This window comes from Streptomyces kanasensis, assembly GCF_043077165.1.
Taxonomy (GTDB): Bacteria; Actinomycetota; Actinomycetes; order Streptomycetales; family Streptomycetaceae; genus Streptomyces; species Streptomyces changanensis.
In genome coordinates this window covers 94,936-119,663 of the sequence record NZ_JBIBSF010000002.1, presented here as the reverse complement: position 1 = coordinate 119,663, position 24,728 = coordinate 94,936, and the positions used below count along the sequence as shown (strand labels likewise).

Sequence of the window (24,728 nt, the reverse complement as noted above, 5' to 3'; positions counted from 1 at the left end):
CGGTCCGCCGCCCGCCCGCCGTGGGCCCGTGCCCGCTCGCGCCTGCGCGCCCCGCTCGGGTCCGGCCGTGCCCGCTCGGGTCCGCCCGGTCCGCCGTGCGTCCGCCGGGCCGCCGCGGGCGCGGGACCCCGTCACGGGGGACCGGCGACCGGGGGCGTCGCACCCGCCGGACGAGAAATCGTCACTCTGACGAGATCGGGGGTACGATCCTGGCATGAACGCTGCGGACCTAGGACTTCCGGTGGCTGTGCCGTCCACCGCGCTCTTCACCGACCAGTACGAACTGACCATGCTCCAGGCCGCCCTGCGGGGCGGTACCGCCGACCGCCGCTCGGTCTTCGAGGTCTTCACCCGCCGCCTCCCCGAGGGCCGGCGCTACGGGGTCGTGGCCGGCACCGGCCGCGTCCTGGACGCGGTGGAGAACTTCCGCTTCGACGAGCCCCAGCTGGCCTTCCTGCGCGAGCGGGGCATCGTGGACGAGGCGACCCTCGCCTGGCTGGCGGAGTACCGCTTCCGCGGCGACGTGTGGGGCTACCCCGAGGGCGAGGTGTACTTCCCCGGGTCGCCGATCCTGCGCGTCGAGGGCTCCTTCGCCGAGTGCGTGCTCCTGGAGACGGTGGTCCTGTCGATCCTCAACCACGACTCGGCGATCGCCGCCGCGGCCTCCCGCATGTCGGCCGCGGCCGGCGGGCGCGGGCTGATCGAGATGGGCGCCCGGCGCACCCACGAGCTCGCCGCGGTCGCGGCGGCCCGCGCCGCGTACGTCGGCGGCTTCGACTCGACGTCCGACCTGGCGGCCGGCTTCCGCTACGGCATCCCGACGGTGGGCACCTCCGCGCACGCCTTCATCCTGCTGCACGACACGGAGCGGGACGCGTTCCTCGTGCAGGTGGACGCGCTGGGGCGGGGCACCACCCTGCTCGTCGACACCTACGACGTCACGGAGGCCGTCCGGACGGCCGTGGAGGTCGCCGGGCCGGAGCTCGGCGCGGTCCGCATCGACTCCGGCGACCTGCTGCTGGTGGCGCACCGGGTGCGTGAGCAGCTGGACGAGCTGGGCGCGCGCGACACGCGGATCGTCGTCACGTCGGACCTCGACGAGTACGCCATCGCCTCGCTGGCGGCGGCGCCGGTCGACGCGTACGGCGTCGGGACGCAGCTGGTGACCGGCAGCGGCCACCCGACCGCGTCGATGGTCTACAAGCTGGTCGCCCGCGCCGACTCGGCCGACCCGGCGGCGCCGCTGCGGCCGGTCGCCAAGCGGTCCCTCGGCGGGAAGGCGTCGGTCGGCGGCCGCAAGTGGGCGGCCCGGCGGCTGGACGCGCACGGCGTCGCGGAGGCGGAGGTCGTGGGCACCGGCGAGGTGCCGGCGGAGCTGGCCGGACGGCAGCTGCTGACGCCGCTGGTCGAGGCCGGGAAGGTCGTCGGCCGCGAGCCGCTGGAAGCGGCGCGCGAGCGGCACATCGCCGCTCGGGCGGGCCTGCCGCTGTCGGCGGTGCAGCTGTCGCGCGGCGAGGCCGTCCTGCCGACGGAGTACGTGACGCCGTGACCGCCGCAGGGCGGGTGGGCGGGCCCCCTCCCCTCGGGGAGGGGAAGTCTCTACGCTCGAAGTCTTCCCCACCCCCGTCCCCCGACCGCTCCCCCACCGTAAGGACAACCGCCATGCACCGCGCATTGATCGTCGTCGACGTTCAGAACGACTTCTGTGAGGGCGGCAGCCTCGCGGTGGCGGGGGGTGCGGACGTCGCCGCCGCCGTCACGGACCTGGTGGGCGAGACCGCCGGGGTGGTGTACCGGCACGTGGTCGCCACCCGGGACCACCACGTCGAGCCCGGGGACCACTTCTCCACCGCCCCCGACTTCGTCCGCTCGTGGCCGCCGCACTGCGTGGCCGGGACGGAGGGCGTCGGCTTCCACCCGAACTTCGCACCCGCCGTCGCCTCGGGCGCCGTCGAGGCCGTCTTCGACAAGGGGGCGTACTCCGCCGCGTACAGCGGTTTCGAGGGCAGCGACGAGAACGGCGTCCGCCTCGCCGACTGGCTGCGCGCCCACGGCGTGACCGAGGTGGACGTGGTGGGCATCGCCACCGACCACTGTGTGCGCGCGACCGCCCTGGACGCCGTCGCCGAGGGGTTCCGTACGCAGGTGCTGCTCGACCTGACGGCCGGCGTCGCCGCGGCGACCACGGAGAAGGCCCTGGAGGAGCTGCGCGCGGCGGGTGTGGAACTGACCGGCAAGCCGGTGGTCTGAGCCCGTCCGGCCGCCTGGGCCCGCCGGGCGGTCAGGGGCGCAGCAGGGCGCGGATGGGGCGCCAGAGGTCCTGGTCGCGGCCGGGGGCGGTGCGCCACAGCAGCCCGTCCGGGTGGTGCAGGACCGCCGTGATCTCGTCGGGCGTCGGCGGGTGGGTGTTGCCGCGCAGGTGGGCCCGCAGTCCGAGGTTGCGCAGGCGGGTCAGGGCTCGGGGGCGGTTGGCGGCGTGGACGAGTATCCGGACGTCGCCGTCGCCGGCCGGGTGGGGCAGGCTCAGCGCGACCACCATGTTGCCGCCGGGCAACCTGCAGAAACCACCACCGGGCATGTCGAACGCTCCCCCGTCGAGCTGTGGGTCATGAGAAACCGGTCAGCTGCACCTAAACACGATCGGCCGCCGCCCGCCAGGGGGCGACGGCCGATCATGCGTTGACCTGCGGTCTATCGACTCACTTGCTCGACGGGCCGACCTGGACGCTGATCGTCCGGCCGTTGCGCGGCTGGTCGGTGATCGCGATCCGGGTGTTGGTGTCGGTCACCTTGACGCCGGCGCGCGGGTTGGTCTCGAACCAGTAGACGCCCTTGCGGTCGTCGAAGACCGGGTTGCCCGCGAGGCCGCCGATGCGCTGCGGCACGTCCGCGTTGTGCAGGGTGATCCGGTCGGTGCGGAAGCGGCTGAACGGCGCGTCGTGCGACTGCACGCGGTTGCGCATCAGCGTCCCGTCCTTCCAGGTCAGCGGCGTGGCGTGGGCGTCGATCGGGAGGACCATGCCCTCACCGGGGTGGACGGCCGTGTTGTTGTCCTTCTGGGAGGTGTCCCACTTCCAGATCAGCAGACCGGTCTGGTACGGGTAGTGCTCCACCCAGCTGGCCTTGTCGCCGCCGAAGCCGAAGTTGTACGGGCCGACCTCCAGGGTCGCGTCGTACGAGACGTACTGGCGGTTCTCGGCGAGGTAGTACTGCGGGTACTCGTCCGTGATGGCCTCGCCGATGCGGGAGAAGCCCTTGGACGCCCAGCCGGCGACCTCGGTCTCGGCGTCGTCCGCGAAGAGCGGCGCGCCGTCGGCGGTCACGGCGATGTTGTCCGCCGCGAAGCCCTTCTGCGCGACGCCGCCGTCCGTCTGGTAGCGGAAGCGGACGTCGATCTTCTTGCCGGCGTACGCGTCGAGCGGGTAGGCCAGCTTCTTGAAGGCCCCGGAGACACCGGTCAGGGCGGTGGCGCCGCCGGCGTCCTTGGTGATCGGGGCGCCGTCGGCGGTGCCGTCGAGGGCGGTCCACTGCGCGCCGCCGTCCGTGGAGACCTCGGCGTAGAGGTAGTCGTACTCCTCCTCGATGTCCCACCAGCCGTCGAGGGTCAGGGCGGCCTTCGACTTGCCCGTCAGGTCGACGGAGCGGCTGAGGGTGTTCTTGAGGTCGTCACCCATGTTGCTCCACCACTGGGTGGCGCCCTGGGCGGGCTTGACGATCGGGGTGGTGACCTTCTTCTTCGGCAGCTCGACGACGAGCGCCTGCGGGTTCTTGGTGTTGTACTCCGCGACGCCGAGCTTGTGGCGGGACGGGGTGGCGGCCTTGGCCTTCTCGTAGTTGAGCCAGCCCAGCTGCAGCTTGTCCCAGGCGGTCATGTCGCCCGGCATGTCGCCGATGGCGTCCTTGCCGGTGCCCAGCCAGGAGCCGGAGGACATCAGGGACCAGAAGCCCGTGGAGTTCTCGGCGCCGGCGCGGCCGGAGGTGTCGTACAGGTCCGGCAGGCCGAGGTCGTGGCCGTACTCGTGGGCGAAGACGCCGAGGCCGCCGTTCTCGGGCTGCATCGTGTAGTCGCCGACCCAGATGCCGGTGTTGCCGATCTGGGTGCCGCCGGCCTTGTTGTTCGCCGGGCCGGTCTTGCCGGCGTCGGTGCCGTAGGCGTACCAGCGGTGGGCCCACAGGGCGTTGGTGCCCTCGGCGCCGCCGCCGGCCGACTCGTCCTCGCCCGCGTGGACGATCTGGAAGTGGTCGATGTAGCCGTCGGCCTCGTTGAAGTTGCCGTCGCCGTCGAAGTCGTACCGGTCCCACTGGTCGTACTGCGCCAGCTGGGCCTTGATCTGGGCGTCGGTCTGGCCCTTGGCCTTCTGGTCGGCGGCCCACGCGGTCACGCCGTCGCGGACGGCGTCCCAGACGTTGGAGCAGTTGGTCTGGCCGCAGTAGTTGGAGCCGTAGCGGGCCTCGTTGTACTCGACCTTGACCCAGTCCGAGACGGTGCCGTCGACCGAGTAGCGGCCGGACGAGGTGCGCTCGTAGTAGGTCTTGAGCGAGTGCTTCTGCTTGCCCTTGGCGTCCTTGCCGGTGCCGAAGTACAGGTCCTGGAAGTGCTTCCGGTCGTAGTCGGGCTGCCAGGCGGTGGAGTTGTCCTTCGTGCGGTCCGGCTTGGCTATCCGGTTGTGCAGCGGACCGGGCGTGCCGCCGAACTTCGGCTTCAGCTCGTCGGTGTCGTCGTCCTTGCGGTCGACCAGCGTCTCGTTGTCGACCTTGTCGCCGAACTCGACGAGGATGGTGAAGATCTTGTCGGTCTTCTCGCGGCCGAGCTCGACGTACTTCTTGGCGTCGAGCTTCACGACCTTGGAGGCGCCGCGGCGCTCCACCGTGGACTCGCCGGAGAGCACCTGCTCCAGGGCGGCTTGGCGCTCCTTGTCCTGCTGCTTGCTGAAGGGGCCTTCGAGGTCGTGGTCGACACCGGCGGCCTTGTCGTGGCCATGGCCGTGGCCATGGTCCGCGCCCGGCGCGGGGTCGTGGCGCTCGATGCCCGTGTCCGGGCGGTTGTCGGCCTGGGCCGTGGTGAGGGCCCCGGCGGTCGCGGCGGTCGCGGCCAGGGCCACGATCACCGCGGAGGCGCGGAACGCCCGTCGTCTGCTGGTCACTTGTACGTTTCCTCCCCTGCGCACCGCAGCCGCGGATGGGGGGTCACGTGTTTATCCGCGTGCGGTGTCGCGCCACAAGTGACGACATTCGACCGGACTTACGCGAGAAAAGACAGTCTTGACTTGCACAGGCCAAGTGCCCTATGTGGACACCCCGATCCGTATAGCGGACGCGGGAATCAGCCGGTCGACGGGGTGGAGGGGCCCACCCGGACCGTCATCCACGAGCCGCTGGGCGACTGCGCGACCACATCGATCCGGGTGTTGGTGTCCACCGTCCGCACACTGGCGTAGGGGCTCTCGTCGAACCAGTAGACGCCCGTACGGTCGTCGAACACCCGGTTGCCCCGGTGCGGTGGGATGCGCGTCGGTGCGCCGGCCTTGTGCAGCGTGAAACCGGGCACCGGCCACGGCCCGAACGCGGCGTCGTACGGGGTCACCTGGTTCGGCATCGGCGACCCGTCCGCCCACCGCATCGGCTCCGGGTGCGCGTCGACCGGGAGCAGCAGCCCCTCCCCCGGGTGGTCGCTGACGTTGTTGTCCCGCTGCGAGGTGTCCCACTGCCACACCAGCAGCCCCGGCCGGTACGCGTAGTGCTCCACCCTGCGCTCCAGCGGCGCCGCGAAGCCGAAGTGGTACGGGCCCGCCTCCAACGTCCGCCCGAAGCCCGCGTACTGGCGGTTCTCCACCAGGTAGAACCGCGGGTACGCGCCGGTCACCGACGCTCCGACACGCGTGAAGCCGCGCGCCTGCCACCCGGAGCCGTCCCCGCCGCCCGCACCGTCGGGACCGTCCCCGCCGGTCCCGCCCCCGCCGGGGGCGTCCTCCGCCCCGTCGGTGAGGACCACCTCGCCGTCCACCCGCACGGTGATGCCGTCCGCCGTGAAGCCCCGCCCCGCCACGCCCCCGTCCGTCCGGTACCGGAAGCGCAGCGCGACCTCCCGCCCCGCGTACGCGTCCAGCGGGTAGACCAGCCTGCGGTGGGTGCGGGACGCGCCGGTGAGGGCCGGCCTGCCGCCGCCGTCGCGCGGGAGCGCCTCGCCGTCGGCGGTGCCGTCGAGGGTCCGCCAGGCGGCGCCGCCGTCCACGGAGACCTGCGCGTACAGGAAGTCGTACCCCTTCTCGATGTCCCACCAGCCGTCCAGCTCCAGCGACGCCCGGGTGCCGTCCCGCAGGTCGAGCGTGCGGGTCAGGGTCTGCGAGAGGTTGTCGCCCTGGCCGCTCCACCACTGCCGCGCGCCGGCCGCCGGCCGCACCACCGGCGTGGTGACCGTCCTGCGCGGGAGCTCCACGACGAGCGCCTGCGGCCGGCCCGTGCCGTGCGCGGAGGCGCCCAGGTGGTGCAGGGACGGCGTGGCCGCCGCCGCCTTCTCGTAGGTGAGCCAGCCCAGCTGCAGCCGGTCCCAGGCCGTCATGTCGCCGGGCAGGTCGCCGATCGCGTCACCGCCGGTGCCCAGCCAGGACCCGGACGCCATCAGCGACCAGAACCCGACGGAGTTCTCCGCGCCGGGCACGTTGTTGGTGTCGTACAGGTCGGGCAGGCCGAGGTCGTGCGCGTACTCGTGGGCGAAGACGCCGAGGCCGCCGTTCTCCGGCTGCATCGTGTAGTCGCCGACCCAGACGTCGGTGCCCCCCACGCGCACCCCGCCCGCCCGGAACCGCGCGGGCCCGGTCTCGCCGTCGTCGTGGCCGTACGCGTAGCCCCGGTGCGCCCACAGCGCGTCGCCGCCCTGGGCGCCGCCGCCCGCCGATCCGTCCTCGCCGGCGTGGACCAGCTGGAAGTGGTCGACGTAGCCGTCCGGTTCGTCGAAGTCGCCGTCGCCGTCGTGGTCCGTGCGGTCCCACACGTCGAACGTCGCCACGTGCGCGGCGATCCGCTCCTCCGTCCAGCCGTCCCGCCGCAGCCCCGCCACCCAGGCGGCGACGGCGTCCCGCACGAGGTCCTCGACGTTGGGGCAGTTGTGGGCGCCGCAGTAGTTCGAGCCGTAGCGGGCCTCGTTGTACGGGACGCGGACCCAGTCCGAGACCTCGCCCTCCACCGAGTAGCGGCCCGCCGAGACCTTCTCGTAGTACGTCCGGAGCGACTCGGTGCCGGGACCCTCGCCGAAGTAGAGCCGCTGGTAGTGCGCGCGGTCGTAGTCGGGGCGCCAGTCGGTGGAGTTGTCCCGGGTGCGGTCCGGCCGCGGTATCTCGTTGTGCCGGGGGCCGGGCGTGCCACCGTACTTCACGACGGGCGGCTTGGGGCCGCGGGGCCCGTCCGGGTCGTACAGGGTGGTGTCGTCCACCTCGTCGCCGAACTCGACGAGGACGGTGAGGATCCGGTCCGTCCGCTCGCGGCCCAGCTCCGCGTACTTGCCGTCGCCCAGCCGCACCACGCGGGAGGCGCCCCGCCGCTCGGCCGTGGCCCGCCCCGTGAGGACCTGCTCCAGCGCGGCCTGGCGGTGCAGCCGCGTCACGGCGCTGTACGGGCCGTCGATGACGTGCCCGTCCCCCGGACCCCGCGCGGGCACCGGCGCCGCCGCGGGCGGCGGGGCGGGGGCGGCGGGCGGTGCGGGCGGTGGTGGGGCGGGCCCTGCTGGGGCTGGCGTGGCCGTCGGTGGCCGCCCGGGGGACAGCGGGCCGGCGGGTGGCACGGCGGCGCCCGCAGGCGGGGCGGAGGCGGTCGCGGGTGGGGCGGAGGCGGTCGCGGGCGGGGGCGGGGCGGAGGCGGTCGCGGGCGGGGCGGGGGTCCCTGCGCGCGGCGCGGCGTGGGCGGCCGGCGCGGCGGCCGCGACGAGGGCGGCGAGTACGGCGGAGGCGACGCTCCACCCGCGTAACGTGCGCGACATCCCCTGCATGTCCTCCCCTGTGCTCCCGTGAACCGGTGCGCCCCCCGTGCTCCGCACGGTGGGTCAGGTCACGCTTACCGACGGTCCCGCCCGGGCATCCAGCGTCGTAGGGTCGTCCACCTGTGCGACCGCGCCGCGAACTCCACCACGAGGACGGAACACCGCCATGCCGCGTCCGACCGCCGTACGGCTCGCCTACGGTTCGGCCACTGTGGTCTGCTCCACCGTCGTCCTGCTCCTGCTGTTCCCCGCGGCCGAGGGCGCCTGGACCGCCCTGGTCGGGACGGTCGCGCTGCTCCTCGGCGTGCGGGTGGCCCTGGGCGCGCCGGCCCGGGCGCGCGGCCGGGGCCGGGGGGCCGGGGCGGCGCCGACGCCCGCCGCGGCGCCCGACCGGCAGCCGTCACTGCGTCGCTGACACCACCACGGTCCTGGCCGCCTTGTCGTGGAGGCCCTGCTTGTAGGGCTTGTCCACGAGGATCAGGATGAGCAGCAGGAGCGGCCACAGGCACGCGCAGCAGATCAGGGCGGGCAGCCAGAGCACCAGCGCCCGCATGAGCGCGGCGCTGGTCGGCGGAGTGGTCCCGTCGTTCAGCATGGCGACGCGCAGGCCCGTCATCCGCTTGCCGAGCGTCTGCCCGTTCGCCTTGGCCGTCATGAGGGTGTCGTAGGCGATGTACGCCACCAGGGTGATGAGTTGGAAGGCCCACTGTCCGCCCTCCGCGCTCGCGGTCCACACGGCGCCGAAGTCGCCGGAGTCCTCGTTCACCCGGTCGTAGACGCCGAACGGGATGCCGAGGATGGCCAACGGCACCGCGATGACCAACCAGTCGACGAGGCGCGCGAGCACCCGCTTGCCGGTCTCGGCGAGGGGCGGCATCCCGCCGAGCGGGTCGGCTCCGCCGTAACCATGGGGGCCGCCGCCGTACGGGCCTCCGCCATAGGGCCCGCCACCATAAGGTCCGCCACCACCGGGCGGGGGCGATCCGTAGGGCCCGCCCCCACCGGGGGGCGGCGGCGATCCGTAGGGGCCACCGCCGTACGGATCGCCACCGCCGGGCGGGCCGCCCGGGTAGGGGCCCTCACCGCCCGGCGGGGGCGGCGGAGGCGGGGTGCCGCCGCCCTGCGGGGGCTCTGACGGCTCCTGCGGGCGCTTGCGGAACGGGTCGTCCTCGGGCGGCTGACCGGGCGTCGGCGGTTCGTGGCTCATGGGGGCAGTGCATCCCGCCGCGACCGGGGCCGCATCCGGTCGCGTGCCGTTCGGGGGACGGCGTCAGTGCCGCGCCACGAACGTCCCGGCCGCCTTGTCGTGCCAGCACTGCCGCCACGGCCGGTCGACCAGGCACCACAGGACGTTCAGCACGCCGATCACCAGCAGCCCCAGCACCGAGTAGACCAGACGGCGGCGCAGCGCGGCGCCGAACGTCGGCGGCTCGTGGGACTCGATGCCCCGCACCTGGAGTCCGCAGAGCTTCTTGCCGAGGGTGCGGCCCCACCGGGCGGTGGGCACCGCCTCGTACAGGACGCCGAGGACCAGCAGGATGCCGAGCGCGATGCCGAACTGGACGGACGTCGTGCCGTCGACGAGCCACACGGTGACCGTCTCGCCCGACCGCTTGGCCTGCTCGATCTTGTCCAGGATGTGGTCGACGCCGTTCGCCACGAAGGGCGCGGCGGCCGCGCCGGCGAGCCCGCCGAGGACGAGGGTGTCGACGACGCGGGCGGCGAGCCGCCTGCCGAGCCCGGCGGGGCGGGCGGAGGCCCGTTCCTGCGCGGCCCGCAGGAACGGGTCGCTGACCGGCGGCTTCCACGGGACGACCGGCTGCCCCGCCGCGTCCGGTCCGGCGGCGGCCGGCGCCCCCGGGGGCACCGGGGCGGACGCCGCCTGGGCGGGCTGCTGCTGCGCGAGCTGGTGGACCTGCTGCGCCCATGACGCGGCGCCGCCCCCGGCGCCGGCCGTGACGGGCGCGCCGGCCACCGGGCCCTGCGCGTGCGGCGTGGCCGCCGCCTGCGGCGGTACGGCCCCGGCGGGCGCCGACTGCTCCCGCACGGGCGCGTACGGCTCCGGCCGGGCGGGCGCGCCGGGATGGGCGCCGGCCTGCTGCGCCGCGGGCCGGGCCAGGGCTTGGGCCTGGTGCGGCGCGAGGGCCTGGTCGGTCTGCTGGGGCTGGACCCGGTGGGCCTGCTGGGCCTGCTGGGACGGGAGTTGGTGCCGGGGGTCGTCGTGCGCCGCGGCGGTGGAGGGGGCCGGGGCGGGGGCGGGCTGCTGGGTGCGCGGGCCCTGCTGCGCCGGGACGTCCGCCGCCCGGGAGGTGTCCGAGGGCGCGGACGTCGACGGGCGGATCGTCATCGTGCCCTCGGGGGCGGGCCGCGCCGCCGGTTCCGGGTCCACCCGGCGCACCCCGGGGAGGGCGCCGCCCGTCGGGTCGGCCGGGTCCGCCACGCGGGGGTCCCGGCGGCCGGACGTGCCCCACGAGACCCGTTCGTCGCGGTGGTCGCCGAAGCCGCGCTGGCGGGAGAGGTCGGCCTGCCACGCGGACGCGGGCTCGGCGCCCCGTTCCGCTTCGCGTTCCGCCCGCGGCTGCGGGCCGGTGGCGGGGCCGGCCTCCGAGGCCAACTCGGGGTCCTCGTCGAGGAAGACGGGGCCCGTCTCCTCCACCGACGGACCCGGGTTCGCCCGCGCGGCCGGCGCGACGGCGGGCACGGGAGCCGCCGGGACCGGGGGCGCCGGCATGGCCTCACCGTCCCCGGGCGCGGGGCGGCTCGTACCGGGGACCCAGGCGGCACCGCTCCAGTACCGGATGTATCCGGGAATGGAGGGATCTGGGTAGTAACCGGCTTCGGGGCTGCCGTCGCCGGTTGCCGGGGTTGGGGCGCTCATCACCGTGGTCCCGTATCTCCTCGAGGGCCTCAATTCAAGGCACCACATCTATCAGACCGCCGGATGCCCCCGGGCCGATCCGATCGCCAGGGCCACCATCCGGTCACAGCGGTGTCACGCAAAGTAACAGAAGTTCGCCGGTGAAAGTCGCGTAATGGCGGGGAGGAAAACAGCTCCCTCCTTCCGCGCGGGTCCGGTGGTGGGCTCGTCCGCACGCCGAGAGGGAGGACCGACCATGGAGGAGACCACGGTGGTGGAGCGGGAACTGGAATTGAAGCTGGTGCTGTCCCCGGACCACAGCGTGCCGGTGCCGGCCCGGCTGACCTACCGGGCGGCCGACCCCTACGCCGTCCACATCGCCTTCCACATCGGCTCGGAGCACCCGGTGTACTGGACGTTCGCCCGGGAGCTGCTGGTGGAGGGGGTGTTCCGGCCGTGCGGCGACGGCGACGTGCGGATCTGGCCGTCGAAGACGGAGGGCGGCGGCGTGGTGCTCATGGCGCTGTCGTCCCCCGACGGCGAGGCGCTGTTGGAGGCGCCGACGGCGCAGGTGTCGGCGTGGCTGGAGCACACGCTGCGGGCGGTGCCGCCGGGGACGGAGTCGGAGCGGCTCGACATCGACGAGGAGCTGACCGCGCTGCTGTCGGCGGAGGCGTGAGGCGCGGAGGCGCGAGGGGATGAGGCGTGAGGGGGTGAGGCGTGGCCGGGCTGGACCGGGGTGAGGAAGGGCCGGAAAACGTCGTGTGTGGGCGAGGGCCGACGACCGGCGGGCGGGCGGCCGCGCCCGGCCGCCCGGCCGCCCGCCCGAGGGGTGACGGGGGGCCGGTCGCCGGAGGGATGTCGGGGGTCAGAAGAGTTTGCCCGGGTTGAGGATGCCGAGCGGGTCGAAGGTCTGTTTGATGCCGCGCTGGAGCTCCAGCCCCACGGGACCGAGTTCGCGGGCGAGCCACTCCTTCTTGAGGACGCCGACCCCGTGTTCCCCGGTGATGGTGCCGCCGAGCTCCAGACCGAGGGCCATGATGGCGTCGAAGGACGCACGGGCGCGCCGGGACTCGTCCGCGTCGGTGTGGTCGAAGCACACCACGGGATGGGTGTTGCCGTCGCCGGCATGGGCGCACACGCCGATCGTCAGGCCGTACTCCTCGGCGATGGCGGCCGTCCCGTCGAGCATCTCGGCGAGCCGTGAGCGCGGCACGCACACGTCGTCGATCATCGTGGCGCTGGCGACGGTCTCCAGGGCGGGCAGGGACATCCGCCGCGCGTTCAGGAGCAGTTCGGACTCGGCGGCGTCCTCGGCCGGGACGACCTGCGTGGCTCCCGCCCCGGTGCACAGCTTCGCGACGGCGGCCAGGTCGGCGGCCGGGTCCGGGGTGTCGAAGGCGGCCAGGAGCAGCGCGGCCGTGGTGTCGGGCAGCCCCATGCGGCCCAGGCGGTTGACGGCGTGGACCGTGGTGCGGTCCATCAGCTCCAGCAGGGAGGGGGTGTGGCCGTTCTCCATGATGGCGCAGACGGCGGCGCACGCGTCGGCGGCGGAGGCGAACTCGGCGGCGAGGACGAGCTGCTCCGGCGGCTTCGGCCGGAGCGCGAGCACGGCCCGGACGACGACGCCGAGGCTGCCCTCGGAGCCGACGAACAGCCGCGTGAGGTCGTATCCCGCGACGCCCTTGGCGGTCCGGCGGCCGGTGGACAGCAGCCGCCCGTCGGCGAGGACGACGTCCAGGCCGAGGACGTACTCGGCGGTGACGCCGTACTTGACGCAGCACAGCCCACCGGAGGCGGTGCCGATGTTGCCGCCGATGGTGCACGTCTCCCAGCTCGACGGGTCCGGCGGGTAGGACAGGCCGTGCGCGGCGACGGCGCGGGAGAGGACGGCGTTGACGACGCCCGGCTCGACGACGGCGATCCGGTCGACCGGGTCGATCTCCAGGATGCGGTCCATCCGGACGAGGGACAGCACGATGCACCCGTCCGTGGCGTTGGCGGCGCCCGACAGGCCGGTGCGGGCGCCCTGGGGCACCACGGGGACGCGCAGCGCGGAGGCGGTGCGCATCACGTGCCGGACCTGTTCGACGGTACGGGGCAGGACCACGACGGCCGGGGTGCCGGCGTCGCAGAAGCCCGCCATGTCGCGGGCGTAGGAGGGGGTGACGTCCGGGTCGGTGATCAGGGCCTCGGCGGGGAGACCGGCGCGCAGCCGCTGCAGCAGATCGTCCATGATCCCAGCGTGGCACCCGGGGGCCATCGGTGTGAACCGGGCGTGTACCGGCCGCCGGCGCGCGGGGCCCCGCCGGGCGCGCGCGCACAGTGAGCGGCATGAAGACGGAACGGGTCTCTCAGGTGGTGCTGCTCGCCGGGGCGGGCGCGGTGCTGGCGGGCGCGGTGGCGCTGTTCCTGGCCGACGGGATGACGGGGTTGCGCGGTGGTGGCGGGGTGCCGTCCGCCCCGGGACCGGCGGCGCGGGCGGCGGTGGCCGTGCGGGCGGGCGCGCCGGCGTCCCTGCCCGAGCTGACCGCGCTGATCGGGGACCGGGAGGCGTGGCTGCGCGGCCATCCGGGTGACGACGCGTCGTGGGCGGTGCTGGGCGCCGCGTACGCGGAGCGGGGCGCGCGGACCGGGGACCCGGCGGCGTACCCGAAGGCGGAGAGGGCGCTGCGGCGCTCGCTGGACGCGCACCCGGTGGCCGAGGGCAACGTCGACGCGGCACTCGGCATGGGGGCGTTGGCCCACGCGCGCGGCGACTTCGCGGCGGCGCGGCGGTGGGCGGAGGAGGCGCGACAGCGGGCGCCGCGCCGGTGGCGGGTCCAGGCGGTGCTGGTCGACGCGTACCGGGGGCTCGGCGACCAGACGGCCGCCCAGCAGGCGCTGGCCCGGCTGCGGGAGATGCACACGGGTACGGCGGCGCTGACCCGGGCGGCGGAGGTGTACCGGGACCGGGGCTGGCGGGAGGACGCCTCGGCGGTGGCGTACGACGCGGTGGGGCGGGCGGGGACGCCCACCGAGAAGGCGGCGTGCCTGCGGCGGCTGGGGGACCTCGCGTGGGAGCGGGGCGAGCCGGAGGAGGCGCTCCGCCAGTACGCGGCGGCGCTGGAGCTGGCTCCGCGGGACGCGCCCGCGCTGGCGGGCCGGGCCCGGACGCTCGCGGCGCTGGACCGCGCCGACGAGGCCGTGCGGGACTACCGGGCGGCGCTGGACCTGCGGCCGGTGCCGGAGTACGCGCTGGAGGCGGGCGAGCTGTACGCGGCGCTGGGCCGGGAGGCGGAGGCGCGGGCCGGGTACGAACTGCTGCACGCGCGGGCCGCGGAGGCGTTCGCGCACGGGGTGGACCAGTCGCTGGTGCTGGCCCGGTACGAGGCGGACCACGGCCGGCCGCTCACCGCGGTGGCGTGGCTGCGCGCGGAGTGGCGGCGCGGGCACCGGTCCGCGGAGGTGGCGGACGCCCTGGGGTGGGCGCTGCTGCGGGCGGGCCGGGCCCGGGAAGCGCTGCCGTACGCGCGGCTCGCCACGGAACAGGGGCTGCGCAGCGCGCTGTTCGCGTACCACCGGGGGGAGGTGGAGCGGGCGCTCGGCATGACCGGTGAGGCGCGCCGCCACCTGGCGGAGGCGCTGCGGACCAACCCGCGCTTCTCGCCGCTGTACGCCCCGCAGGCGCGGCGGGCGCTGGAGGCGCTGGGCGAGCCGTCGGGACCGCCACCGCGCCGGTGAGGCCCTGGCCGCGCGGGGCGGGACGGGACGGGACGGGCAAGCGGACGGGGCCGGGGAGCGGCCGGGGCGGACGGGAGCGGGTCGACCGGCGGGCCGGACCGGGGCGGACGGATCGGGAGCGGCCCGGGCGGCCCGGGCGGACTGCGGGGCCGGGACGGCCGGTGGGGGCCGGGGGCCGGGCGGGTCGGGGGGGGCCGGGACGGGCGGTGGGGGCCGGGACGGCCTGTGGCCCCGCGGGTCAGGTCCGCGGGGCCACAAGTACCGGGGGGCGTACGGCGTCAGAGGTTGCCGCGCTTCGCCTGCTCGCGCTCGATCGCCTCGAACAGGGCCTTGAAGTTGCCCTTCCCGAAGCCCATCGAACCGTGCCGTTCGATGAGTTCGAAGAAGACCGTCGGGCGGTCCTGGACGGGCTTGGTGAAGATCTGCAGGAGGTAGCCGTCCTCGTCGCGGTCGGCGAGGATCTTCAGCTCGCGCAGGGTCTCCACGGGCACGCGGGTGTCGCCCACCCACTCGCCGAGGGTGTCGTAGTACGAGTCCGGGGTGTCGAGGAACTGCACGCCCGCGGCGCGCATGGTGCGCACGGTGGCGACGATGTCGTTCGTGGCGAGCGCGATGTGCTGGACTCCGGCGCCGCCGTAGAACTCCAGGTACTCGTCGATCTGCGACTTCTTCTTCGCGATGGCCGGCTCGTTGATGGGGAACTTCACCTTCAGCGTGCCGTCGGCGACGACCTTCGACATGAGGGCGGAGTACTCGGTGGCGATGTCGTCGCCCACGAACTCCTTCATGTTGGTGAAGCCCATGACCTTGTTGTAGAAGGCCACCCACTCGTTCATCCGGCCGAGCTCGACGTTGCCGACGCAGTGGTCGATCGCCTGGAAGGTGCGCTTGGCCGGCGGCTCGACCAGCGGTCGGGCGGCGACGAACCCGGGCAGGTACGGGCCGCTGTAGCGGGAGCGGTCGACGAGCGTGTGGCGGGTCTTGCCGTAGGTCGCGATGGCGGCGAGGACGACGGTGCCGTGCTCGTCCTCGATCTCGTACGGCTCGGTGACGCCGGTGGCGCCCTGCTCCACCGCGTAGGCGTAGGCCGCGCGGGCGTCGGGGACCTCGATGGCGAGGTCGACGACGCCGTCACCGTGCTCGGCGACGTGGTCCGCGAGGAACCGGCCCCGGTCGGTGGTGGGCTTGATGACGGAGGTCAGCACGAAGCGGGCCGCGCCGTTCGTCAGCACGTAACTGGCCGTCTCACGGCTGCCGTTCTCCGGTCCGGAGTAGGCGACGAGCTTCATGCCGAAGGCCGTGGAGTAGTAGTGCGCGGCCTGCTTGGCGTTGCCGACGGCGAACACGACCGCGTCCATGCCCTTCACCGGGAAGGGGTCCGCCTGCCGTGCGGTGCCGGGGGTCTCATGCAGGATCTCAGTCATGGCGGCAGGTTCTCTCCGTTCCACAAGCTGCGCAATAGTTCGCGCCTCCCCTGGTCAATGTGCACAGCCGAGCCCCACTATGGGGGGGCGTTCTGTACAGGATGACCACTGGGAGACGGCCGTGGCGATCGATCATCTGGACGGCAGGCTCATCGCCCTGCTGGCGCGCGAACCCCGCATCGGGGTGCTGGAGGCATCCCGGCGGCTCGGGGTGGCGCGCGGCACGGTGCAGGCGCGCCTGGACCGGCTCCAGGCGAACGGCGTGATCCGGGGCTTCGGCCCGGAGGTGGACCCGGCCGCGCTGGGCTACCCGGTGACGGCGTTCGCGACGCTGGAGATCAAGCAGGGGCAGGGCGCGGACGTGCGCGAGCACCTGGCGGGCGTGCCGGAGGTGCTGGAGCTGCACACGACGACGGGCCACGGTGACATGCTGTGCCGGCTGGTGGCGCGGTCGAACGCCGACCTCCAGCGGGTGATCGACCGCGTGGTGGGCTTCGAGGGGATCATGCGCGCGTCGACGGCGATCGTGATGGAGAACCCGGTACCGCTGCGGCTCATCCCGCTGGTGGAGCAGGCGGCGACGGACGAGGACCCGGCCCCGCCGCGCCGCGCGTGACGGCGGGGGCGGGAAGCCCGGTCCCCCGGGCGGTAAGGGGGCGGCGGGCGCGTACGCACGGCGCCACCCGCCGGCGGGGGCGCGTACGGCACGGCGCCGCCCGCCCGGCCCGCCCGCGGTGGGCGTCCGCCCGCCGGGGGTGGCGCGGGGCGGGGGTGGCGCGGGGCGGTCAGCAGCTGGGGACCCGGCCGCCGTCCGCCAGGGCCTCCAGGGAGGCCACCGCGTCCTTGAGGGTCGTCACCGGGACCAGCCGCAGCTTCTCCGGGCGCGTGGCCTCGGCGTCCTCGCACTCCGCGCGGGGCACCAGGAACACCGTCGCCCCGTCGCGGGCGGCGGCCTGCGTCTTGAGGGAGACCCCGCCGACCGCGCCGACCTTCCCGTCCGGCGAGATGGTCCCCGTACCGGCGACGATCCGGCCGCCCGTGAGGTCGCCGCCCTCGCCGTCGCCGGCCAGCTTGTCGATGACGCCGAGGGAGAAGAGCAGACCGGCGCTGGGGCCGCCGATGTCGGCCAGGTGGAGCCGGACGTCGATGTCGTCCCCGCTCCTGCCGAGGTGGTCGAGGGCGGCGGCGACGGCGTCGTCCTGCGACTGCCGCATCTGCCCCAGGTTGCGCTTCTCGATCTCGCCGTCGGACTTGCCGGCCGGGTAGACCGAGTCGTGCGGCAGCACGGCCTGGTCGGTGCGGAACCAGGCGCGGACGACGTCCCGGTAGCCGATGTCGCTGCGGGGCGCGGTCGCCACGATCGTGACCATCCGCAGTTGACCGGTCGTCCGGCGGACGGGGGCGCCGGAGATGGTGATCACCGGTCGGCCCTTGTCGACGCCGAGCACGTCCGCCGTCGATCCCGGGTGCGCGATCGTGAACGGCAACGGCGCGAACGCGGCCACCGCGAAGAGCGCGAGGATCGGCAGGGCGCACAGGGCGAGGACGCGGGGGCGCGTGAGACGGGAGAGCACGGGATCAATCTACCGGCGCCCGCCCCGGCGCCCCCGTACGGCTCGGGGCGCGGCCCGCACGGTACGGGCACACCGACCCACGGTCCCGGCACCGGCACCGGCACCGGCACATGGGACACGGACACCGCGCACCGGGCCGCGGCACACACGGGGCACCGGCGGCCCTCCCCCTGAGCGCCACCGTCGGCGCGGAGCGCACCGGCCCTCCGCCCCCCGGCGCCGCCCCGGCCCGCCTCGGCCCAGGGCGCCGCCTTCAGCGCAGGGCGTCGGCGACCTCGCGGGCGGCGTCGACGACGCGCGGGCCGACCCGCTCCGGTACGGCGTCGGTCAGCATCACCACCCCGACGCTGCCCTCGACGCCCGTCACGCCCAGCAGCGGCGCGGCGGCTCCGCTGGCACCCGCCTCCAGCTCGCCGTGGGTGAGCGTGTAGCCCGGTTCGCCGGGGCCGCCCGCCCGGCGGGCGCCGAGGATGGCCCGGCCCGCGGCGCCCCGGTCGAGCGGGTGGCGGAAGCCGGCCCGGTAGGCCACGTGGTAGTCGGTCCAGGTCGGCTCGACGACGGCGACGGCCAGCGCCTCCGCCCCGTCGACCAGGGTGAGATGGGCGGTGGCCCCGATGTCCTCGGCGAGGGAGCGCAGCGCCGGCAGCGCCGCCTCGCGTACGAGGGGGTGCACCTGGCGGCTGAGCCGCAGCACGCCGAGCCCCACGCGGGCCCGGCCGCCCAGGTCGCGGCGGACGAGGGCGTGCTGCTCCAGCGTGGCGAGCAGACGGTAGACGACCGTGCGGTTGACGCCGAGCCGGTGGGACAGCTCGGTGACGGTCAGCCCGTGGTCGGTGTCGGCGAGCAGCTTGAGGACGCGAAGTCCCCGATCGAGCGTCTGGGAGGTTTCCGCGGTCACGACGCCCCCTCCTTCGGAGTGAGTGACGGCGGACACTCCCAACGCTGCTGCGACACCCGTCCCTTGAGCGACGCACCGAGAGGCCGCCGGCAGGCCATGGCACACCGGCTGCGCTCCGCGGCGGCGCTGCCACGGGGCGTTTGCATGTGCCCGGGACAGTAGCGAGCGGCTCCGCTCAGCGGAAGACCTCGTCCAGAATCCGGGCGCCCATGGGGGCTTGATCCGGGAATGCGCGGTTCCCTGCGGGAGCGCCCCGAAGCCGTACCCGAAAACGGGCGGTTTCGGGGCGCCTGCCCGGACCTGCGGTGGCTGTGCCGGGTGCTGCCGGACCCCGGCCGCACGAGCCGGAACCCGCGTGCCCCTGCCCGGGACCTGCCGGGGACCGGACGCGAGCGGCCCCCGAACCCGCCGGGCCCGGGGCCTTCCGGGACCGGCCGGAGGCGTACGGAACCACTCGGGGCCTGAGCGATTCCTGCCCGGGCCTGCCCGAGACCGACCGGGGCCTGCCGAAGACCGACCGGACACGTACGAGACCGACCGGGGAACGTACGGGACCCGCCGGGAACGTACGGGACCCGCCGGGACCGGCCGGGACCGGCGGGTCAGCGCATCCGCGTGGCCCACTCCTGGACCTTCTTGATCCGCTCGCGGATCTGCCCGGCCGTGGCCTCCGCGCTCGGCGGGCCGCCGCACACCCGGCGCAGCTCGGTGTGGATGACGCCGTGCGGCTTGCCGCTCTGGTGGACGTACGCGCCGACCATGGTGTTCAGCTGCTTGCGCAGCTCCATCAGCTCCTTGTGGGAGACGACGGGCCGCCGCTCCGCGGGCAGCTCCAGCAGGTCGGCCTCTTCCGAGGGCTTCTGCCGGCTGTGCGCGATCTGCCGGGCCTGCCGCTTCTGCAGCAGCAGCTGCACCTGGTCGGGCTCCAGCAGGCCGGGGATGCCGAGGTAGTCCTGCTCCTCCTGGCTGCCGGGGTGGGCCTGCATGCCGAACTCGGCGCCGTTGTACATGACCCGGTCGAAGACGGCGTCGGACTCCAGTGCCTCGAAGGGCAGCATGTCCTGCTCGCCGGTGTCCTCGTCCTGCTGCTTGTTCGCCTCGTCGAGCTCCTTCTCGGACTCGGCGTACGGGTCCTCCTCGCCCTCCTTCTTCGGCCGGTCGAGGACGTGGTCGCGTTCGACCTCCATCTCGTTGGCGAAGCCCATGAGCATGGGGATGGTCGGCAGGAAGACCGACGCGGTCTCGCCGCGCCGCCGCGACCGGACGAAGCGCCCGACGGCCTGTGCGAAGAAGAGCGGCGTGGAGATCGTCGTGGCGTACACGCCGACCGCGAGGCGCGGTACGTCGACGCCCTCCGACACCATGCGGACGGCGACCATCCAGCGGTCGTCGCCCTCGCTGAACTCGTCGATCCGCTTCGACGCGCCCGCGTCGTCGGAGAGGACCACGGTCGCGCCGTGCCCGGTGATCTCGCGGATCAGCTTGGCGTACGCGCGGGCGGAGTCCTGGTCGGAGGCGATCACCAGCGCGCCGGCGTCCGGGATCGCCTTGCGGACCTCGGTGAGCCGCTGGTCGGCGGCGCGCAGCACGTTCGGCATCCAGTCGCCGCGCGGGTCGAGGGCGGTGCGCCACGCCTGCGAGACGGCGTCCTTCGTCATCGGCTCGCCGAGCCGGGCGGCCACCTCGTCACCGGCCTTGGTGCGCCAGCGCATGTTGCCGCTGTAGCTGAGGAAGATCACCGGGCGGACGACGCCGTCGGCGAGGGCGTTGCCGTAGCCGTAGGTGTAGTCGGCGGAGGAGCGCCGGATGCCGTCGTTGCCCTCCTCGTACGTGACGAAGGGGATGGGGTTGGTGTCGGAGCGGAACGGCGTACCGGTCAGCGCGAGGCGCCGCGTCGCGGGCTCGAACGCCTCCAGGCACGCCTCGCCCCACGACTTGGAGTCGCCGGCGTGGTGGATCTCGTCGAGGATGACGAGCGTCTTGCGCTGCTCGCAGCGGTTGCGGTGGAGCATCGGCCGCACGCCGACACCGGCGTAGGTGACGGCGACGCCCTGGTACTCCTTGCTCAGCGGCCCGGCGCTGTACTCCGGGTCGAGCTTGATGCCTATCCGTGCGGCGGCGGCCGCCCACTGCTTCTTCAGGTGCTCGGTCGGCGCGACGACGGTCACCTGCTGGACGACGTGGTGGTGCAGCAGCCAGGACGCCAGCGTCAGCGCGAAGGTCGTCTTGCCGGCGCCGGGCGTGGCGACCGCCAGGAAGTCCCTCGGCTGCTCCTGGACGTACCGGTCCATGGCCGCCTGCTGCCAGGCGCGCAGCTTGTTCGCGGTGCCCCAGGGGGCCCGGCCGGGGAAGGCGGGAGAGAGGTGATGGGAGGCGGTAGTAGTCACGGTCTCCGATTCGGGGCTCTCGGACGCAGGGGGGTGCGCGCGGTTCGCGTACGACAACCGGGCCACCCTACCGGTGCCCCGCCCCGCCCCCGGGCGGGACGACGCCGTGACCTCGCGGAGTGCGAGCGGCGTCACACCACGAGCGCGCGGAGCCTCTCGGCGATGTTCTCCGCCTCGTCCGCCCGGCCCGTGGCCACATCGACGACCAGCCGTTCCGCCGCGTCGATGTCGGGCCGGAGGGAGGTCCAGCCGTTGATGGCGAGGCCCGCGATGACCGGGATGTCCTGGGCACCCAGGTGGACGCACGTCACGTGAGCCGCTCCATGAGCTCGTGCCACTTGGCCGCCTGTGCCAGGGCGGTCCGGCGGACGACGGCCTCCTGGGCGGTGCGCGCCAGGAGGTCGTCCACGGCCTTGAGCACGATGGCGTGCAGGGTGGTCCCCTCCGGTTCCGCGCGCTGCTTCAGGGCGTCGGTCCGGTCGTCGCGAAGACGCAGGGTCATGGCGGTACCGAAACGGTGCCACCCCCTCGGACCGCTCTGGTACACCGCGCGCCCCGCCGCCTAGCGGACCGGCGTCCCCTCCCGTACGCGCGTGGCGACCCAGGCGCCGAACAGCGCCACGACCGCCATCGGCAGGAACACCGCCGCGAAGGCGACCGGGTGCGAGCCGGACGCCCCGGCACCGGCCACGGAGTGGCCCGCGACCGCGCCGCCGCCCAGCGCGGCGAACGCGGCGCCGCCGGCCGCCAGGAGCAGGACGTTCGACAGGCCGTCGGAGATCTGGAGCGCGGCCGAGTTCGTCCCGGCCTCCTCCGGCGCGGACAGCTTCAGCAGCAGCACGCTCGTCGAGGCGATCACCATGCCCATGCCGAGGCAGCCGAAGCCCCAGGCCACCCCCACGATCCACACCGGCACCGCCGGCAGCAGCACCAGCGGCACCACCGCGATGGACGCCGCCACCAGGAGCATCCCGACCACCATCAGCCGCTCCCGGTACGGCTCCAGCCGGGGCCGCGACTGGACGAAGGAGCCCAGCGCCCAGGTCGCCCCGCCCACGGCGAGGGACAGCCCGGCGAGCGTCGGGCTCAGGCCCCGCTGGGTGACGAGCATCAGCGGCACGAACGACTCGGCGGCGATGAACGCGCCCGCCGACACCCCGCGCAACAGCACCACGGACGGCAGGCCGCGCGCCGCCCGGTACGTCCCGCGCGGCAGCAGTCCCAGCGCGGCCGGCACCAGCAGCGCCGCGCCCGCGACGGCGGGGACGACGGACAGCCACCGCAGGTCCTGCCCGGCGTACTGCAGGAGCCCCGCGCCCAGCGAGATGCCGAGCGCCAGCCGCAGCCGGCGCCGGTCGAACGCCGGGGCGGGCGCCCCGGGGTCGGCCGGGCCGGAGGCGGTACGGCGGATCGCCGGCAGCGCCAGGACGAGCGGCACCACGACCAGCGCGGGTATGCCGAGGAACACCCACCGCCAGCCGAGCCGCTCGGTCACCGTCCCCGCGGCGAGCGGACCCACGACGGACGGGATCACCCAGGACGCCGCGAACGCCGCCATGATCGCGGGTCGCAGGCGCTCCGGGTACGCGCGACTGACGACCACGTACAGCGCGACGATCACCAGACCGCCGCCGAGCCCCTGCACCGCGCGGCCCAGGATGAACGGCCACATCGTGCCGGCCGTCCCGGACACCAGCAGGCCCGCGGCGAACGCGGCGATCCCCGCCGCGAGCGGTCCGAGCGGCCCGTCCCGGTCGGCCCACTGACCGGCCAGGACCATGCCGAAGAGGCTGGTCGTGAAGTACGCCGAGAACGCGAACGCGTACAGCGCCACCCCGTCCAGCTCCCGGGCGGCGACGGGCATCGCCGTGCCGACGGCGGTCGCCTCGAACGCGATCAGCAGGACGACGGAGACGATGCCGATGCTCAGCGCCCGGTACTCACGGTCGAGCACGCCACCGCCGCCCCGCTCCCGCGGGGGGAGGGAGGGGGCGGCGGGGCCGTTGTCGCTGCCGGTGTCGGAGTCGGTGTCGGGGGGATCCAGGGCGCTCATGACCTCCAGAGTAAGAGGCGTCGGGGCACTTGACCCCTGTCGCGCGACGGGAACGGGCTCCGCCCATGGTCGTACGACCATGGGCCCCCGCCCCGGTCTCACCCCTCGAACGCGGCCCGGAGGGCCTGGATGTCGAGCTTCTTCATGCCCATCATCGCCTCGGCGGCGCGCCTGGCCTTGTCGGGGTCCGGGTCGGTCATCATCGCGTCCAGGACGCGTGGGGTGATCTGCCACGACAGCCCGTACTTGTCCTTGAGCCACCCGCAGGGGCCCTCCTCGCCGCCCTCACCGAGCCGGGACCAGAAGTAGTCGACCTCCTCCTGGTCCTCACACGCCACGGACAGGGAGATCGCCTCGTTGAACGTGAACTCGGGCCCGCCGTTCATCGCCACGTAGCGCTGCCCCGCCAGCTCGAACTCGACGGTCATGACCGTGCCCGCCGGCATCGGGGTCCCCTCGGGGTAGCGGTCGACCTTCACGATCCGTGAGTCCTCGAAGATCGACGTGTAGTGCTCGGCCGCCTCTTCCGCCTGGGTGTCGAACCACAGGAACGGCGTGATCTTCTGCTGCATGTCGGGGTCCCTTCGCTCCGTGTGCCTTCACACGAGTAGACCCACGGGAGCTCCGGAACTCATCGCGCAGTAGGCCGGATGCCCGCGCCGATCAGCTGTCGGAGGAGTCGGGCAGCTCCTCGACCACGAACGAGCCCCTGGCCCGCACCGTCACGACGAGCTTGCGCTCGCGGAGGATGTCGAGGGCCCGACGCACGGTGTTGGAACCCACGCCGTACTCCTGGGAGAGGAGCATCTCCCCGGGCAGTCGGGAGCCGAGTGCGAACTCTCCGCTCCTGATCTTGCGCTCCAGGATGTTCGCGAGCTGCTCGTAGTGATAGGCGGCCGCACCGGGGTTGATCTTCTCCGTCACGGAAGCGAACGTAAACGTCCAGCAACAGCCGCGCATCTCCAACAGTGGTCAACCGCTGTCAACCACTGTCTACCACTGCCGACCGCTTTCGACATCGGCTACCTTGAGCGCACACAGAAGACCCCGGCGAGTCGGCCAGGACTCCCGGGGCGTGGCCACCAACCCCATGGAGGTTGATGACAGTGGGCATTATCCATGCCCTCGTGGGCGGGCTGCTGGGTGCGGTCACCCCGGGCTCCGGCCGACGGCGCGCGGGCTCCCACCGGGCCGCACCCTCATGCGCCCCGACCCCCATCCGCCGGGCAGCCCCTCGGGACCCCCTCCCCCGACTCCGTTCCCCGTACGGGTCGACCGAACCGCTCGACGGTCGCGCCTCACTCCTCGTCCGCCCCTACCTCCTGGCGCACGAGCGCCAGGAGAACCAGGCCCGGCGCAGGCTCACCCTCGTCCTCGCCGCCGACTTCGGCATCGACCTGGACACGCGGGTCCTGCACGGGGCAGGGGCGGCGCGGTGAGCACGTCGGCGCGGAGGCCGGTCCGGATGTGCGTCCGGTGCGGCCGGATCACGGACGAGCCCGTGGTGGTCTGCGAGGTGCACTCGGCCAGCGGGCCCGGATACACCGTGTACGCGTGCGCCGCGTGCGCACCGCTGTTCCCGCCGGTCCCCGACGTACTGGACCTCCTGGACGGTGGGCGATGACGTCCGAACACACGGCGGAGCAGATCGCCGCGGCCGCGAGGGAATCCGGCCGCACGCAGGAGTGCGAGTCGGGCGAGCACGGCTTCTGCACCCCGATGGAGGTCTACGAGTCCGACACCCCGGGCCCGGACGAGCGGCCGCTCTTCTCCATCACGTGCACCTGCACCTGCCACGACACCTGACCACCGCCGGGGCCTTCCTCCGGCCCAGGAGGAA

23 protein-coding genes are annotated in these 24,728 nt (G+C 74.2%); 8 read left to right on the top strand and 15 right to left on the bottom strand.

All coding sequences use genetic code 11. The annotated features are described in order from the left end of the window. Nucleotides 1-214: 214 nt before the first annotated feature. Both ACF053_RS05885 and ACF053_RS05880 read left to right on the top strand, forming a co-directional pair. The gene (locus ACF053_RS05885; RefSeq protein WP_391952726.1) at nucleotides 215-1,549 is read left to right on the top strand and encodes a nicotinate phosphoribosyltransferase; all 1,335 of its coding nucleotides are present in this window, start codon (nucleotides 215-217) and stop codon (nucleotides 1,547-1,549) included. A 113-nt stretch (nucleotides 1,550-1,662) separates the two neighbouring features. Beyond that, nucleotides 1,663-2,250, top strand: coding sequence for an isochorismatase family protein (locus tag ACF053_RS05880; RefSeq protein ID WP_391952725.1), 588 nt, complete (start codon nucleotides 1,663-1,665; stop codon nucleotides 2,248-2,250). Nucleotides 2,251-2,281: 31 nt separating this feature from the next. Here the strand turns inward: ACF053_RS05880 and ACF053_RS05875 are convergent, their stop codons facing one another. From ACF053_RS05875 to ACF053_RS05865, 3 genes are all read right to left on the bottom strand, one after another. After that, nucleotides 2,282-2,578, bottom strand: a complete 297-nt coding sequence (locus ACF053_RS05875) for a hypothetical protein (RefSeq protein ID WP_391952724.1) — start codon at nucleotides 2,576-2,578, stop codon at nucleotides 2,282-2,284. 121 nt (nucleotides 2,579-2,699) lie between these two features. Continuing rightward, nucleotides 2,700-5,144, bottom strand: coding sequence for an immune inhibitor A domain-containing protein (locus ACF053_RS05870; RefSeq protein ID WP_391952723.1), 2,445 nt, complete (start codon nucleotides 5,142-5,144; stop codon nucleotides 2,700-2,702). A gap of 179 nt (nucleotides 5,145-5,323) precedes the next feature. Continuing rightward, on the bottom strand, nucleotides 5,324-7,654 hold the full coding sequence (locus ACF053_RS05865; protein ID WP_391952722.1) for an immune inhibitor A domain-containing protein: 2,331 nt from the start codon (nucleotides 7,652-7,654) through the stop codon (nucleotides 5,324-5,326). Nucleotides 7,655-8,138: 484 nt separating this feature from the next. On the opposite strand from ACF053_RS05865, the gene ACF053_RS05860 reads away from it, so the two are divergent. Further along, a complete protein-coding gene (locus ACF053_RS05860; protein ID WP_391952721.1) occupies nucleotides 8,139-8,387 on the top strand; it encodes a hypothetical protein in 249 nt (82 codons plus the stop codon). On the opposite strand, the gene ACF053_RS05855 is transcribed toward ACF053_RS05860, so the two are convergent. Continuing rightward, nucleotides 8,373-9,179 carry an RDD family protein gene (locus tag ACF053_RS05855; protein WP_391952720.1) on the bottom strand — a complete coding sequence of 269 codons (807 nt, stop codon included), beginning with the start codon at nucleotides 9,177-9,179 and terminating at the stop codon, nucleotides 8,373-8,375. The two genes, ACF053_RS05860 and ACF053_RS05855, sit on opposite strands and share 15 nt — an antisense overlap. Nucleotides 9,180-9,242: 63 nt before the next feature. Continuing rightward, entirely contained in the window at nucleotides 9,243-10,850 is a 1,608-nt protein-coding gene (locus ACF053_RS05850) for an RDD family protein (protein ID WP_391952719.1), read from the bottom strand. Nucleotides 10,851-11,085: 235 nt separating this feature from the next. On the opposite strand from ACF053_RS05850, the gene ACF053_RS05845 reads away from it, so the two are divergent. Beyond that, nucleotides 11,086-11,508, top strand: coding sequence for an SsgA family sporulation/cell division regulator (locus ACF053_RS05845; RefSeq protein ID WP_391952718.1), 423 nt, complete (start codon nucleotides 11,086-11,088; stop codon nucleotides 11,506-11,508). Nucleotides 11,509-11,697: 189 nt separating this feature from the next. Here ACF053_RS05845 and ACF053_RS05840 read toward each other — a convergent pair whose 3' ends face one another. Continuing rightward, a complete protein-coding gene (locus ACF053_RS05840; protein ID WP_391952717.1) occupies nucleotides 11,698-13,065 on the bottom strand; it encodes an FAD-binding oxidoreductase in 1,368 nt (455 codons plus the stop codon). A gap of 98 nt (nucleotides 13,066-13,163) precedes the next feature. Between ACF053_RS05840 and ACF053_RS05835 the strand changes: the two genes are divergently transcribed. After that, nucleotides 13,164-14,552, top strand: coding sequence for a tetratricopeptide repeat protein (locus tag ACF053_RS05835; RefSeq protein ID WP_391952716.1), 1,389 nt, complete (start codon nucleotides 13,164-13,166; stop codon nucleotides 14,550-14,552). A gap of 278 nt (nucleotides 14,553-14,830) precedes the next feature. On the opposite strand, the gene hppD is transcribed toward ACF053_RS05835, so the two are convergent. After that, nucleotides 14,831-15,976: a 4-hydroxyphenylpyruvate dioxygenase gene (gene hppD / locus ACF053_RS05830; RefSeq protein WP_391952715.1), complete on the bottom strand. Its 1,146-nt coding sequence runs from the start codon at nucleotides 15,974-15,976 to the stop codon at nucleotides 14,831-14,833. A 121-nt stretch (nucleotides 15,977-16,097) separates the two neighbouring features. Between hppD and ACF053_RS05825 the strand changes: the two genes are divergently transcribed. Next, nucleotides 16,098-16,592 (top strand): Lrp/AsnC family transcriptional regulator, encoded by a 495-nt coding sequence (locus tag ACF053_RS05825; protein ID WP_058944566.1) that lies wholly within the window; start codon nucleotides 16,098-16,100, stop codon nucleotides 16,590-16,592. A 169-nt stretch (nucleotides 16,593-16,761) separates the two neighbouring features. Here the strand turns inward: ACF053_RS05825 and ACF053_RS05820 are convergent, their stop codons facing one another. The 8 genes from ACF053_RS05820 to ACF053_RS05785 form a co-directional block, all read right to left on the bottom strand. After that, a complete protein-coding gene (locus ACF053_RS05820; RefSeq protein WP_391952714.1) occupies nucleotides 16,762-17,550 on the bottom strand; it encodes a S16 family serine protease in 789 nt (262 codons plus the stop codon). 253 nt (nucleotides 17,551-17,803) lie between these two features. Then, nucleotides 17,804-18,448: an IclR family transcriptional regulator gene (locus ACF053_RS05815; RefSeq protein WP_058944568.1), complete on the bottom strand. Its 645-nt coding sequence runs from the start codon at nucleotides 18,446-18,448 to the stop codon at nucleotides 17,804-17,806. Between the two features lie 602 nt (nucleotides 18,449-19,050). Continuing rightward, nucleotides 19,051-20,835 carry a DEAD/DEAH box helicase gene (locus ACF053_RS05810; RefSeq protein WP_391952713.1) on the bottom strand — a complete coding sequence of 595 codons (1,785 nt, stop codon included), beginning with the start codon at nucleotides 20,833-20,835 and terminating at the stop codon, nucleotides 19,051-19,053. Between the two features lie 131 nt (nucleotides 20,836-20,966). Then, nucleotides 20,967-21,146 (bottom strand): hypothetical protein, encoded by a 180-nt coding sequence (locus ACF053_RS05805; protein WP_391952712.1) that lies wholly within the window; start codon nucleotides 21,144-21,146, stop codon nucleotides 20,967-20,969. Continuing rightward, nucleotides 21,143-21,337 carry a CopG family transcriptional regulator gene (locus ACF053_RS05800; protein ID WP_391952711.1) on the bottom strand — a complete coding sequence of 65 codons (195 nt, stop codon included), beginning with the start codon at nucleotides 21,335-21,337 and terminating at the stop codon, nucleotides 21,143-21,145. Before ACF053_RS05800 ends, ACF053_RS05805 begins: the two co-directional genes overlap by 4 nt. A gap of 60 nt (nucleotides 21,338-21,397) precedes the next feature. Further along, on the bottom strand, nucleotides 21,398-22,888 hold the full coding sequence (locus tag ACF053_RS05795) for an MFS transporter (RefSeq protein ID WP_391952710.1): 1,491 nt from the start codon (nucleotides 22,886-22,888) through the stop codon (nucleotides 21,398-21,400). Nucleotides 22,889-22,986: 98 nt separating this feature from the next. Beyond that, the gene (locus tag ACF053_RS05790; protein WP_391952709.1) at nucleotides 22,987-23,460 is read right to left on the bottom strand and encodes a VOC family protein; all 474 of its coding nucleotides are present in this window, start codon (nucleotides 23,458-23,460) and stop codon (nucleotides 22,987-22,989) included. Between the two features lie 91 nt (nucleotides 23,461-23,551). Continuing rightward, on the bottom strand, nucleotides 23,552-23,812 hold the full coding sequence (locus ACF053_RS05785; RefSeq protein WP_391952708.1) for a GntR family transcriptional regulator: 261 nt from the start codon (nucleotides 23,810-23,812) through the stop codon (nucleotides 23,552-23,554). A gap of 176 nt (nucleotides 23,813-23,988) precedes the next feature. On the opposite strand from ACF053_RS05785, the gene ACF053_RS05780 reads away from it, so the two are divergent. Continuing rightward, nucleotides 23,989-24,327, top strand: coding sequence for a hypothetical protein (locus ACF053_RS05780; RefSeq protein WP_391952707.1), 339 nt, complete (start codon nucleotides 23,989-23,991; stop codon nucleotides 24,325-24,327). A 181-nt stretch (nucleotides 24,328-24,508) separates the two neighbouring features. Further along, a complete protein-coding gene (locus ACF053_RS05775; protein ID WP_391952706.1) occupies nucleotides 24,509-24,694 on the top strand; it encodes a hypothetical protein in 186 nt (61 codons plus the stop codon). Nucleotides 24,695-24,728 lie beyond the last annotated feature (34 nt).

Excerpts from the sequence above, each read along its gene's own strand:
- ACF053_RS05885 (WP_391952726.1), top strand. The coding sequence starts at position 215 with ATGAACGCTGCGGACCTAGGACTTCCGGTGGCTGTGCCGTCCACCGCG.
- ACF053_RS05880 (WP_391952725.1), top strand. The coding sequence starts at position 1,663 with ATGCACCGCGCATTGATCGTCGTCGACGTTCAGAACGACTTCTGTGAG.
- ACF053_RS05875 (WP_391952724.1), bottom strand. The coding sequence starts at position 2,578 with ATGCCCGGTGGTGGTTTCTGCAGGTTGCCCGGCGGCAACATGGTGGTC.
- ACF053_RS05860 (WP_391952721.1), top strand. The coding sequence starts at position 8,139 with ATGCCGCGTCCGACCGCCGTACGGCTCGCCTACGGTTCGGCCACTGTG.
- ACF053_RS05855 (WP_391952720.1), bottom strand. The coding sequence starts at position 9,179 with ATGAGCCACGAACCGCCGACGCCCGGTCAGCCGCCCGAGGACGACCCG.
- ACF053_RS05850 (WP_391952719.1), bottom strand. The coding sequence starts at position 10,850 with ATGAGCGCCCCAACCCCGGCAACCGGCGACGGCAGCCCCGAAGCCGGT.
- ACF053_RS05845 (WP_391952718.1), top strand. The coding sequence starts at position 11,086 with ATGGAGGAGACCACGGTGGTGGAGCGGGAACTGGAATTGAAGCTGGTG.
- ACF053_RS05840 (WP_391952717.1), bottom strand. The coding sequence starts at position 13,065 with ATGGACGATCTGCTGCAGCGGCTGCGCGCCGGTCTCCCCGCCGAGGCC.
- ACF053_RS05835 (WP_391952716.1), top strand. The coding sequence starts at position 13,164 with ATGAAGACGGAACGGGTCTCTCAGGTGGTGCTGCTCGCCGGGGCGGGC.
- hppD (WP_391952715.1), bottom strand. The coding sequence starts at position 15,976 with ATGACTGAGATCCTGCATGAGACCCCCGGCACCGCACGGCAGGCGGAC.
- ACF053_RS05800 (WP_391952711.1), bottom strand. The coding sequence starts at position 21,337 with ATGACCCTGCGTCTTCGCGACGACCGGACCGACGCCCTGAAGCAGCGC.
- ACF053_RS05795 (WP_391952710.1), bottom strand. The coding sequence starts at position 22,888 with ATGAGCGCCCTGGATCCCCCCGACACCGACTCCGACACCGGCAGCGAC.
- ACF053_RS05790 (WP_391952709.1), bottom strand. The coding sequence starts at position 23,460 with ATGCAGCAGAAGATCACGCCGTTCCTGTGGTTCGACACCCAGGCGGAA.
- ACF053_RS05780 (WP_391952707.1), top strand. The coding sequence starts at position 23,989 with ATGACAGTGGGCATTATCCATGCCCTCGTGGGCGGGCTGCTGGGTGCG.
- ACF053_RS05775 (WP_391952706.1), top strand. The coding sequence starts at position 24,509 with ATGACGTCCGAACACACGGCGGAGCAGATCGCCGCGGCCGCGAGGGAA.